Source organism: Flavobacterium sp. T12S277 (assembly GCF_048514875.1).
Lineage (GTDB): Bacteria > Bacteroidota > Bacteroidia > Flavobacteriales > Flavobacteriaceae > Flavobacterium.
Window position 1 is genome coordinate 98,801 of record NZ_JBLYEG010000015.1, and the last position, 13,064, is coordinate 111,864.

Sequence of the window (13,064 nt, forward strand, 5' to 3'; positions counted from 1 at the left end):
AATCTGTGTAATCAGTGGCATAAAAAACTTTGCGCCTTTGCGCCTTCGTGAGATTTGCCTAATTGGCGATCTTCAAATATTCTCCTTTAAAACTCTGGTTCAATGCGGTCATTTCAATCGGAATCCCGGAACCGTCGGGAACCACTTCAATAGAAGCTTTTCCATTGGCCATTTTTATAGACTCGCTTCCGGTGGGAGTTCCTTGATTTTTCATGGTTTTTCCACCTTTTAGGCATTGAAAATAAACGCTTTCTTCGTAATCCAGACAGCGTAAGTTGTTGTGATCGATCGCAATTGCCGTTACGAGATAATTACCGTTTTTTAATTTTTCGCTGGACAATTGCAGTGCCGTAGCCGTATCATTTTTATTGAAACGGTAATTCACTTTTAAAGTATCTGTGACTTTTTTTCCGTCTTTTGTTTCTCCAACGGCAATCAGGATGTTTTCTCCTTTTAAAAAATTTACGTCCCAGGTTAAGCCATTGGCAGGATACAGCGAAAGATTTCTTTTCTTTTCACCCAGTGATTTTTGCTGATGAAATAAAGTTACTTTTTCACAGTTGCTAAATACACTAATTGTGCGAGGGGTATTTTCAGGGCCCTGACGCTCGGTCCAGGTATGCGACTCGATGTACGCAAAAGGTTCCTTGCTCCAGTAACTTTTAAAAACATAGTAGGCATCTTTTGGGTTTCCGTTTCGGTCCGTCAGTCCTTTTTGATTCATATACGGAATATCGTCTTCCGGTCGTAAAGGCGTTGCAAAATCCTTGAATGCCCACTGAATATTGCCCACAAACGATGGGTCATTCTCGGATATATGCAGATGCCAGTCAAATAAATCAACGATATAATTTTCGCTCCAGTCGCCAATTTGAGCAATATTGGCTACTTTGGTTTGCACTATGGCCTCTTCCCAGCCTTCGGCTTTTATGATATTCTCACCTGTGACCGGATTTTCACTGTGACGGCCCACATGACTATCACCGCCATATTCGGCATGAATGAAGTGTTTGTATTCTTTTTTGTAAACATCGATTGCTTTTTGATAGCTTTTATAGCTCCCGGAATACCAGCCCGACCAGATCGAAGGGGAGAAGACATCGACAATTTGAGAACCTTCATAGTATTTTCGAATCGCTGTTTTTCGGGTGGGATCCAGTTTGTGGGCGATGTCGTTTAATTCTTTCAGGAATACATTTGTTCGGTCTGTATTATCTCCATCAGGAAAATCCGGCAGCCAGTTCATTTCATTCCCCAACGACCAAATAATGATACTCGGATGGTTGTAGTTTTGATTGATGATTTCTGCGAGCATATTTTTAGTGTTCGTTTGCCAGAGTTTGCCGCCAATTCCGCCACGACACCACGGCAATTCGTCCCAAACCAAAAGACCAAGTTCATCACAAGCCTTATAAACTTCGGGGTCCTGCGGGTAATGGGCAAGACGAACAAAATTCGCTCCCATTTTTTTGATGGATTCCATATCGGCACGATGCTGTGCATTGCTCATAGCAGCTCCCACGCCAGCTTCTTCTTCATGGCGGTGCGTACCCCGAAGGAGCAGTCGTTTTCCATTGAGATAAAAAGGTCCGTGATCTTTAAATTCAAACCATCTGAAACCTGTTTTTTCATTTACACTGTCTCTGATTTGATTTTTCTCTGTTAAAATCGCGGTAACTGAGTATAGATTTGGGGTATCAATATCCCAAAGCTCCGGGTTCTTAATATTGTCGAATGTTATTGTGGAGATATTGGCTGTAATCGGAATGGTTTTAGTGGCTACTTTTTTTCCTTTAGGATTTTTAAGAATCACGGTTAAGGTGAGCTCTTTTGAGGTATCAGAATAGATGGTTTTAGCAACGATATTCAAGGACGCTTTTTTGGCAGAAACTTCAGGAGTGGTAATTTTCAGATCCTCAATATGATTTTTGTATTTCGACAATAACCAGACATCACGTGTTATACCGCCATAAATAAAGAAATCGCTTTTTTGAGACGGGATGATTTCGATATCATAACTGTTGTCTACACGAACAAGAATTTCGTTGTTCCCTTCTTTGATATAAGGTGTAATTTCGATTGTAAATCCAATGTAGCCACCAATATGTCCACCGGCTTCGGTACCGTTTACATATACTTTTGTGGTTACATTCGATCCTTCAAAATATAAATAATAACGTTGATTTTGGTCGATTTTAGGAAGATTCAGTTTCTTTTGATACCAGCTGGCATCACGTCGGTACCCCGGATTTAAATCGGTTGCATCTTCGGCGTTCCAGGTGTGTGGTAAGTTAAGTTTGCTCCAGTGGTCTGCTTTTTTAGCCTGATCAGGACTAGAGGTATTGTTTTCTAAATACAGCCAGTTTTCGTTGAGGTTGGTTTTCGTTTGAGCAAAAGTATAATTGTGGAAGAGCATGCAACAAACAAGAAAAGTCATAACAGGGAAAGACTTGTAGTGATACAGTAGTTTTTTCATAGTTTATAAGGCTTTTTGTCTTAACAATGCTTCCAGAAAATAATAGTCGGCATAGATAATAGGTTCGTCGATTTCATCGTGTTTTGGCCAGTTTCCGGTGCTGTGATCCAATAGAAAAGGGGCGTTTATTTTTGCATCTAACAGGTATTTTTCGGAATGTAAAGACGCGATTATTTTGTTGGCGAAAGCCAGATAACGGTCGTTTTTAGTATAACCGTACAGTTCATATAGAGCTGAAGCCATAATGGTTGCTGCAGAAACATCACGTGCCGAATTTGGAATGCCCGGATCTTTAAAATCCCAATACGGAATACCGTCTTCCGGCAGGTTTTTATTGGTCATAAAAAATTGTGCTGTGGCTTCGGCCTGTTTGAGGTAGGCCGGATCTTTTGTATAGCGATACGACATGGTGAATCCGTAAACGGCCCAGCCTTGCCCGCGTGCCCAAACAGAATCGTCGTTATATCCCTGCAGGGTCGTTTTTTTTCTTACGGCTCCCGAAACCGGATTGTAATCAATAACGTGGTAACAGCTGTTGTCTGCTCTAAACTGATTTTTTAAAGTGGTATTGGCATGTTGGATGGCGATGTCCTGATACTTTTTATTGCCGGATAATCTGCTGGCTTCAAAAAGCAATTCAAGGTTCATCATATTGTCAATGATCACCGGATAGTCCCAAATTTCTTTGTTGAAATCCCAGGAACGAATGGCTCCGACTTTTGAGTCGAAACGGCTGCATAAAGTTTCAGCACCTTTAACAATTACATCTTTGTATTCTTGTTTGTTTTCCGCTTTTAACGCTTCTCCATAACTGCAATACACTTTAAAACCAACATCGTGGGAACCTTTATTAACGCTTTCTTTTTTACTGAAAGGCGTCCATTTTTCGGCTTGTTTTTTATAGTCTGTATTTCCCGTTAAGCGATACAATTGCCAAAGATTTCCGGCAAAGAATGCGCTTGTCCAATCTCTTGAAGGAACTTTTCTAATGAGATTGGTTTTGAGGGTCATGCTTCTGGGCATCGCCATCGAATCAACCGGATAATCCAACAGCATTTTGTATCGGGCTTCGAGAAGCTGGTCCGCTGCTGAGGTATTTTTTTGGTGCGAATTAATCCCGGATTTGCATGCGGTTGTGAGCAATGCAAACCCAAGGATTAAAGTAAAGAAACTAACTCTATTCATATGTAAGTTTTATTTTGTTTTTAATATAGAGATCTGGTGTTAATACAAGATTCTATTTTTTTGGCTACAGATTAAGAGGTTTTTAAGTGCTGTATTATTTTTTTCTCGCAGATCTGGCAGATTTTTATTTTTATTTTTTAATCTGTTGTATTTATTTTTAACACATAGGAACATAGTTTATAGGGGCGTTTAAAAGGCATTTCACTTTTAATAGTACCTTCATAGTATTGCCGTAAAGCTATGCGAGAAAATCTTGATTTTTTTGAATGATCTATAGTTAGGCGCATAAAATCTATGTTTCTATGTGTTAATTTTTTCTCTCGCAGATTTGCTTCGCCAATTCGCTATCGCTCGAGTTTCCTTCGTCAGGATGACTACAATGAGGTTAAATCTTGTTTTTAGTAACCGGGATTGTTTGGTTTTAAGTTCGGGTTGATCGCTAATTCAGTGCCCGGTAACGGAAATAAATAATCTTTGTTGGGATCAAAATTAGCGTGTGGTTCAAAACCAGTCGGACCAAATACTTCCGGACCATTTTGGAGCCTTTTGATGTCGTACCATCTTACATATTCAAAAGCCAATTCTAGTCTGCGTTCATCGATAACCATTTTTCTGAAAGCTGATTGAGATAAACCCGGTGTTACATTGGCAGGAAAGGAAACCAGTTTTCCGGCTTTATTTCTGGCTCTGGCGCGTACGCGGTTTACATATCCGTCTGCTTCTGCGGTTCCGGGAGTGATTTCATTTAAGGCTTCTGCTGCTGTCAGGAGTACTTCGGCAAAACGCATCGTGATGTAATTGTGCTGTGAAGTCCTTCCGTTGGCACCCGCTTTTCCGGGAAAACGGTAGTATTTGGCAATATGCGGACGTGGCGCTTTTTCGTTATCACTCGAAGGAAAAATTTGCAAATTATTGCCCACTTTTTTTCTGATGATGGTGTCAAAACTTACCGCTCTTCGGTAATCTCTTTTGTCCCAGTCGTTGAATACTTTTAAAGAAGGAACGGCTACCGAAAATCCTTGTCCGTAGCTGTAGGTTTCGTCTTTTAGAGAACCGGTGAAAAATGCAGTATAATCCTGACCGTAATTTCCGGAAGTTAAGTTGTTGAAATCAACTGTAAATAAAGGCTCTTTAAGTGCCGCTGTTTTTGTGGCATTAAACAGATCCTGAAAATCGGCATCCAGTCCTAAACCAAACTTAGCTTCGTTGGTTATGACATATTTGGACTCATCGTAGGCTTTTTGGTAGTTTCCAAGGGTCAAATAAACAGAGGCGAGGTAACCCGCAGCGGTACCTTTTCCGGGAACTGCTTTTACTTTTGGTTTGTCTTCCAGCCATTGTTTGGCAAATTCCAAATCGGCAATAATTTTTGGATATACATCGGCTTGTTTGGTTCTGCTTAGGGAATTTACCTGTGAAACGTCGTTTACCACAAAGTCGATGTAGGGAATATCTCCAAAGATGCGAACTAAATGATAGTAGGCAAAAGCTCTTGCAAAATAAGCCTGAGCCACAATGGCGTTTACTTTTGCGGGATCACCCGGTGTTTTTTTAGCGCCTTCGATTGCCTGATTGGCAGCGGTGATAATGATGTACGATTGCGGCCAGAAGTTGGCCACGAGTGCATTGGTGTCGTTCATCGAAAAATCGTTCACATCGATACGGGCAGCCTGAGTGGTTCTGTCGCCAATATCGGCCATGTCATCGCGCAACATTAAAGCGATTGTAAATTCTCTTCCCCAATAATTATTGTGGGCAATGTTGGCAAAAGCTCCGTTTACAGCAGCCTGCAGGTCGTCTGTATTGCTGAAGAAGTTTTCCGGACGAATGATTCCCACCGGTTTTTCTTCTAAATCGGAACATCCAAAAGCGAATATTCCCAGGAAAAGAAAAGCTATATATTTTTTCATACTATTATTTTTTTAGGTATTTGGTGTACTAATTTTAACACATAGAAGCATAGCTTTTTGGAATGTTCTATAATTGTGAGCATAAAATCTATGTTTCGATGTGTTTAAGATCATTTTGAAACTAAAATTTTAAATTAAAGCCCAGTGTAAACGTTCTCACATTCGGATAACTTCCATAATCCAATCCTAAGTTGGTGTTGCTTCTGGCGTTGGTGTCGTTTAGGTAATTTACTTCCGGATCAGAACCAGGGTAATTGGTAATCGTCCATAAGTTTTGAGCACTGATGTAGAAACGAACTTTACTCAATCCCATTTTGGATACAATTTTATCATCCAGACTATAACCTAAAGAGATGTTTTTCAAACGAATGTAACTTGCGTCGTACACAAATCTTGAAGTAACTCTTTTCGTTCTTGCCGCATTAATAGGCACATTGGTATCGGTGTGTGTTGGTGTCCAGGCATCCAGAACTTCGGTTGTCGCATTATTGTTTCCTGAGGCCAGTTCCATCAGCGTATAGTTTAAAATCTGATTCCCTTCAGAACCCTGAAAGAAGATATTCAGGTCAAGATTTTTATACGTGAAGTCGTTATTAAGTCCGAAGATGAAATCAGGATTTGGGTTTCCTATGATGGTTTTGTCGCTTGAATCCAGTTTGCCGTCACCGTTTACATCTCTGAATTTTTCTCCTCCGGCTATGGTTTCAAAATTCCCCGGCAGAACTGTTTCTCCCTGCTGAATCACACCGTCGTAAACAAATCCGAAGAAAGAGCCAACGGGTTGTCCGACTCTTAAAATTTGAGAATCGGTCGCAAGGAAGTGACCCGGCGTAGAGTTGATTAAAAGATCTTTGTCGTCGGCTAATTTCAGTACTTTGTTTTTGTTGGAAGAGATATTAAAACTCGTTGACCATGTAAAATCAGCACCGGTAAAGTTTTTGGTATTGATGCCCAGTTCCCATCCTTTGTTTTCTAATTCTCCAACATTCTGAAGCTGAGAAGCAATTCCTGAAACGCCCGGTAAAGGTCGGTTGAACAATAAATCTTTGGTAATTGTTTTGTAATAATCGGCTGTGATACTGATTCGGTTATCAAATAAACCCAAATCAATTCCGTAATCCTGTTGGTAGGAGGTCTCCCATTTTAAGTTCGGATTGTCTAAAGAAGTCAGCTGAACAGCATTGACAATCACGTCTCCGCTTACATCATAAATTTCAGAAAATCGGGAAAGTGTCGAATAAGCTCCGATCGATGGGTTTCCGGTGGCTCCGTAACTGGCTCTCAATTTAAAGTTTGAAACCGTTTTACTGTCTTTCAGAAAGTTTTCCTTACCGATATTCCAGCCAATTGCTCCTGAAGGGAAGGTTCCGTATTTGTAATTTTTACTAAAGCTTGACGAACCGTCTCTACGGGCTGTAAAAGTAAACAGGTATTTATCGGCATAATCAAAGTTTAACCTTCCGAAAGCTGAGATCAGTTCTGTTTCTGACAATCCCGAATCGGGTTTTAAGAATACGGTTCCGGCACCTAAGTTATGATAGGAGTTGGTGTTCGTTAAAAAACCTCTCGCAGCGGCATAGGAGTTTTCGTTTCTGTTTTTTTGATAAGAGTAACCTCCAAGTACCGTAAGGATTCCTTTATCGACGATTTCACGTTTGAAAGTCAGGTAATTTTCAGTTAAGAAAGAAGAGAATCTGGTATTGTTTACAGAAGCTTCTCCTTTGATGTTTTTCCCCGCAATTAAGGTGGATGGAATATATCTTCCGGTTTGTGAATTGGATTCGGTTAACCCTAAAGTGGTTTTGAAGTTCAGGTCTTTGGTAAGTTGATACGATGCAAAGAAGTTACTTCTGTTGGTAATGTTGATTACCTCTAATATGTTTTCCATAGCTGTCGCGTACGGATTGTCGATATCATCTCCAATAGGTGCTGTGGTGGTAAAAGTTCCGTCGGCATTATAAATTCCTTTGTCGGGCATAAAACGGTAAGCAGCAGCAATTACACCCGCGGCTCCTGTTCCTCCCGCACTGGTCTGGCTGATGATTCCTTCTTTGTTTTGTTTGCTTTGAAATAAATTCAGACCCACTTTAAACTTGTCGCTCAAATCGGCTTCCAGATTACTTACAATGGTGTATTTGTCAATTCCGGAGTTAATTACAACTCCATTTTGGTTGAAATAATTTCCAGAAACATAGTATTTGATTTTATCTGACCCGCCTGAAAATGACAATTGGGAGTTAGAAATTAAGCCGTTACGATAAATAACGTCCTGCCAGTTTGTATCCGAACCTGCCGCAGTATGTGTGGTGAAGCTTTTTCGGTAGGCTACAAATTGATCGGCATTTAACAAATGCAATTTATTGTTGACAGACTGCACAGAGGTGGAATTACTGAATTCGATAACAGGAGCTCCCGGTTTTCCTTTTTTGGTGGTCACCATGATAACTCCATTTGAACCTCTTGATCCGTAAATGGCAGTAGCCGAAGCATCTTTTAAAATCTCTATCGAAGCAATATCCTGAGGGGCGGGCATCGATGCACCGGCAAAACCGTCTACCACGATAAGCGCATCTCCGCTTGCATTGATAGAAGTACCGCCACGAACCCTGATTTTTACAGGAGCACCCGGTTCGCCACCATTATTGGATTGTACCGAAACTCCCGCAGCACGGCCTTGTAATGCCTGCTCTGCATTTAATAACGGATAGGCGGTTAGTTCTTTGGCTGTCACCGAAGATACTGAGCCCGTGATGTCGCTCTTTTTACGGGTACCATAACCCACAACGACTACTTCATCGAGATTTTTGGTATCCGGTTTTAAGCTGACATTGACTACGGTTTTATTGCCTACTGGAATTTCGACAGTTTGATATCCTATGAAGTTGAAGACTAATACGGCATTTTTTTCAGAAACGATAACAGTGTAGTTTCCATCCATATCTGCTGATGCACCCACTGAAGATCCTTTGATATACACATTAGCACCCGGAAGTCCAAGCAAGTCTTCGGAGGAAGTAACTTTTCCGGTGACTTTTCTTTCCTGTGCGTTCATCACAATATTTGCCAGTAAAAAATAGACCAGCAAACACCATTTAAGCGATTTTAAATTTTGGTTTGTAAACATTCATTTTAGGTTTTAGGTTAGTGTTAGATAAAATAAAAAAGCAATAAACTCATTCCGATTATCAGCAATATAAACACAATTTGCAGCAATATGAATTTTGTTTTTTGGGCTTTCATAAGGACAAATGTAGGAGGCACAAAGGATATAGAAATACAAAAAAGGGTATCTAAAAATACAGATACCCTTCTTTTATGCCTTTAAAATAATGGATTTCCTAATAAATGACAGACGAGCTGAAAAACTTATCCGCAAACTGTGTCGGGGTTTCGCCGTATTTTTTCTGGAAACATTTGCTAAAGTATTTCGGATTATTAAAACCTACTTTGTAACTCACTTCGGAGACATTTAATTTGTTTTGTTCTAACAGTTGGGCCGCACGTTTCATTCGTATTTCGTGGATAAATTCGTTGGGTGTATAATTGGTCCAGGCTTTAATTTTCAAAAACAACATGGTCCGGCTGACGCCTAATTCGGTACAGAAAAACGGAATATCAAATTGCTCGTTTGAAATATTTTCTTCTACAATTTTAAAGGCTTTTTTCAGCAGTTCCTCGTCCAGTGAAGAAACGGTAATTTCCGAAGGGACAAAACTGTCTTCATTTGAGAATTTGTTTTTCAGACGTTCGGTGGAATTCAACAGGTTTTTAATGCGAAGTTTAAATTCGGTCAGATTAAAAGGTTTACTGATATAATCGTCGGCGCCGCTTTCGAGCCCTTCAAATTTATAGACCAGAGAAGTTCTCGAAGTGAGCAGGATTACAGGAATATGACTGGTTTTTAAATTCTCTTTGATTTTTGAGCAAAGTTCTGTGCCTACCATTTCGGGCATAATGACATCACTGATGATTAAATTCGGAACATACTGCTGGGCTTTTTCAAATGGGGCCTTTCCATTTTCAGCTTCAATGATATTGTATTCTTCTTTAAGCAGATTTTTCATAAACGATCGAAGAATTTTATGATCTTCGACAAGTAAAATGGTTGGTTTTTCATTGTTCATTACAAGACTGGCAATGTCTTCGCGTTCAGTTGTTTCAGGAGCTTCCAGCTGCGAACTGTACTGCTCGATCGCATCACTGATTTGGAAGTTGGCTATAATTTCATGGTCCAGAAGATGAGATCGGCCTAAGGGAAGAGTTATTTTAAAAACGACACCTCCGGTTGGTTGGTTCTCTACCTCAATGTTTCCTTTGTGGAGTTTTACGATGTTTTTTACAATCGAAAGACCAATTCCGGTTCCTTTGTTGTAGTTTTTCTGTACGTTGTTGTGGATCGGAACTTCGTAAAACAGATCAAAAATTTTATCAATATGTTCGGCTGCGATGCCAACTCCCGAATCTTCTACGGCTATAAAAAGATTTTCGTGATCGTGTGTTATTTTAAGATGAATGTTTCCACCTTTTGGGGTGTATCGAAAGGCATTGGAAATGAGATTGTAAAAAACGCGTTCCAGTTTATAACGGTCAAAGTACAGAAGGATTTCTTCATCTGCTGCTTCGAAAGTATAGTGGTAACCGCCATCTTTTGCATATTCGATAAAAGACAGAAAGATTTCTTTGGTGAATTTTACAATATTTCCTTCCGCTGATTCGAGTGTTACCTGATGATTTTCGAGTTTTCTAAAATCCATCAGGCGATTGATCAGGCTCAGAAGATGATTGGCACTTCCTTCGATAACCAGTAACTTTTTATACATTTCATTTGTACCGTTATAGTTGGACAGAATTTGCTGCAAAGGGCCCAAAATTAAGGTCAGCGGCGTTCTGAATTCATGCGAAATATTGGTAAAGAAATCGAGTTTGGCAAGGTTGTTTTCCTCTATGCGTTTGGTTTCTAGATATTCGAGTTCCAGTTTTTGTTTTAGTGCGGCTTTGGATTTCATGATCCAGATTAGACCGTAAATTCCCAGTCCGATTAAAATTCCGTAGAGTAAAAAGGCCCAGATGCTGCGCCAGGGAGCAGGTTTTACGATAACAGTTAAAGTCGTTGGAACTTTATTCCAGACACCATCATTGTTGGCCCCACGAACTTCAAAAACATAGGTTCCTGGATTCTGAATGGCAAAAATAGCTTCGGAACTTTTGGTTGTTGTCCAGTTGTTTTCCAGTCCCACCAAACGATAGCTGTATTGATTGTTTTTGGATCGAATGTAGTTGGGAATCGCAAAATCAATGGAGAAATTGGCTTTGTCGTAATCCAGCGTTATGGTTTTGGTGTAGGTGATGCTTTTTTCGAGGATACCAAGAGTATCATTGGGATGTATGGTTTCGTTTTTGATTTTCAAATTAGTAATTAATACCTGAGGCGCATAGCGGTTCAGAGAGATTTTTTTGGCATCAAAAAAGGTTACACCCGACGGGCTCCCGAAATAGAATTTGTTGGAATCGAGTTTTAAGGCCGAGTTGTCATTAAATTCATTACTCGCCAAGCCGTCTTTCTGATCGTAGATTACAACTGTTTTCTGAACGGTATTGTATTTTATGATGCCCTGATTGGTACTGATCCATAGGTTTTTGTCATCATCTTCTAGGATGGAATGTATGGAAGTAATGATGGTGTTTCCAACTCTTAAATTGATTTTTGAGAATTTTTTTCCATCAAAATAATGCAGCCCTTTGGCTTTTGTTCCCACCCAGATTTTCTTTTGACTGTCTTGGAATAAGGTTAGGATATCGTCTCCGGATAGGGAAGAGGAGTCAAAAAAGTAATGTTTGATGCTGTATTTTTTTGAAGCGGAATGTTGTAATGGAATGTAGTTCAGTCCGTTTTGAGTTCCGATCCAGATTCCTTTTTTTTCATCCACCAGCATCGTTCGCACAATGTTGTTGGTTAAATATTCAGGCTGGGCAGTATCATTGCCGATGACTTCAAAGGTTTTAGAAAGGGTGTCGTACCGAATCAGGCCTTTTCCAAAAGTCCCAATCCACAGAATACCGTTGCTTTCAGCTTTGATCGAATAGACACCGGATTCTTTGAGCAAAGTGTTTAACGCAGGCGCAATTCGATGGTCTTCTATTTTTTTTGAATTAATGTTGTAAGCAGATAGCCCTTTCGAGAAAGTTCCAATCCATAAAACATCTGCGGAAAGACACATGGATTTGATATCGTTTTTGACATTTTTTCCACTTTGACTGTTGATATAACCTACCGCTTCGGTGTTTCGGTTAAAAACGGTGATACCGCCGCCTTCTGTTCCAAAATAGACATTGTGATTTTTATCGGCCACAATCGAACTTACGACATCAAAACTCATGGGGATTTTTTTAGAATTCTGATTGTAGTTGGAGAAATTAACATTTGAAATGTCCCAGATGTTGACACCTTTGTAGTAACAGCCAATCCATACGGAACCTTTTCGGTCAATAAATATCGATTTTACCTTATCGATTCCGTTGCTGTTGTTCGTGCTGTTTATTTTTTGAATGCTTTTGTCTTTTCCTAAAATATAGATTCCGTCGTAGGCACCAATCCATAACGAACCTTGTTTGTCGATTGCCAGAGAGCGGATGTCCGTATTGATTTCGTTGTATTTTTCATCCGGTAAAAAGGAAACAAAGACGTTGGAGTTTTCATCTAATTTTAAAAGCCCTTTGTTTTTTGTTCCCACCCACAAATTACCCGAAACATCTTCTGTAAGGGCCACAACATTCAGAAGATCTGCGGAATTTAAAGGATAGTTTTTAAAGATATATTTTCCTTTTTTTCTGCTGATAAGTTTGCACAACCCCTTGGTGGTTCCAATCCAGATTTCACCTTTTTTACTTTTTAAAATGGTGATGATATTGTTACTGGGTACTGTTGTATCGTCTGTATCTGAGTGAAAAAGGGAAGTGAACAGCTTGGTTTTTTTATTGTAAAGGGTGATTCCTTTTGAAGTTCCAAACCACATTTCGTCACCAATTTCTTTAATCGACCAAATGGCATTACTGCTTATGGTATGATTGGTTTTGGTGTGCAAATATCGCGTAAAACGATTACTGACAGGATCGTAACAATTGAGTCCGTTGTAGGTCCCCACCCAGATTTTTCCTGTATTGTCTTCTTCAATGGATAAAATGTCATTGTTGCTGATCGAATGTTTGTTGGTGACATCATTCCTGAAAATGGTGAATTTACTGCCATCGTATTTATTGAGCCCGTCTCGGGTACCCAACCACATTTGACCCAGTTTATCCTGATGAATTACAATAACAGAACTCTGCGAAAGCCCGTCAGTAGTCGAGATGTTTTTGAGGCGGTATTTATTTTGGGAAAGCATGTTTCCGGAAATAAAAAGGAGTAGTAGAAAGGCTATTTTGTATTTCATAGCGGTTTTTTTTAGGTGCAAAGGTGCAGAGGTTGAAAGATGCAAAGGTTCAAAGGTGCAGAG

At 39.8% G+C, this 13,064-nt stretch carries 5 protein-coding genes; all 5 read right to left on the minus strand.

Going from position 1 to position 13,064, the window contains the following annotated elements; all coding sequences use genetic code 11:
• Positions 1-58: 58 nt before the first annotated feature.
• A complete protein-coding gene (locus tag ACN1CN_RS19165; protein WP_419136849.1) occupies positions 59-2,476 on the minus strand; it encodes a glycoside hydrolase family 2 protein in 2,418 nt (805 codons plus the stop codon).
• A 3-nt stretch (positions 2,477-2,479) separates the two neighbouring features.
• The gene (locus ACN1CN_RS19170) at positions 2,480-3,661 is read right to left on the minus strand and encodes a glycoside hydrolase family 88 protein (protein ID WP_419136851.1); all 1,182 of its coding nucleotides are present in this window, start codon (positions 3,659-3,661) and stop codon (positions 2,480-2,482) included.
• Positions 3,662-4,059: 398 nt separating this feature from the next.
• Positions 4,060-5,571: a RagB/SusD family nutrient uptake outer membrane protein gene (locus tag ACN1CN_RS19175; RefSeq protein WP_264524309.1), complete on the minus strand. Its 1,512-nt coding sequence runs from the start codon at positions 5,569-5,571 to the stop codon at positions 4,060-4,062.
• Positions 5,572-5,692: 121 nt separating this feature from the next.
• Complete coding sequence (locus ACN1CN_RS19180) at positions 5,693-8,695, minus strand: SusC/RagA family TonB-linked outer membrane protein (RefSeq protein ID WP_419136853.1); 3,003 nt, start codon at positions 8,693-8,695, stop codon at positions 5,693-5,695.
• Positions 8,696-8,909: 214 nt separating this feature from the next.
• Complete coding sequence (locus ACN1CN_RS19185; protein WP_419136855.1) at positions 8,910-13,001, minus strand: two-component regulator propeller domain-containing protein; 4,092 nt, start codon at positions 12,999-13,001, stop codon at positions 8,910-8,912.
• Positions 13,002-13,064: the final 63 nt, after the last annotated feature.

Bases quoted from the DNA above. Each gene is read 5' to 3' on its own strand.
- ACN1CN_RS19180 (WP_419136853.1), bottom strand. From the start codon at position 8,695: ATGTTTACAAACCAAAATTTAAAATCGCTTAAATGGTGTTTGCTGGTC.
- ACN1CN_RS19170 (WP_419136851.1), bottom strand. From the start codon at position 3,661: ATGAATAGAGTTAGTTTCTTTACTTTAATCCTTGGGTTTGCATTGCTC.
- ACN1CN_RS19185 (WP_419136855.1), bottom strand. From the start codon at position 13,001: ATGAAATACAAAATAGCCTTTCTACTACTCCTTTTTATTTCCGGAAAC.
- ACN1CN_RS19165 (WP_419136849.1), bottom strand. From the start codon at position 2,476: ATGAAAAAACTACTGTATCACTACAAGTCTTTCCCTGTTATGACTTTT.
- ACN1CN_RS19175 (WP_264524309.1), bottom strand. From the start codon at position 5,571: ATGAAAAAATATATAGCTTTTCTTTTCCTGGGAATATTCGCTTTTGGA.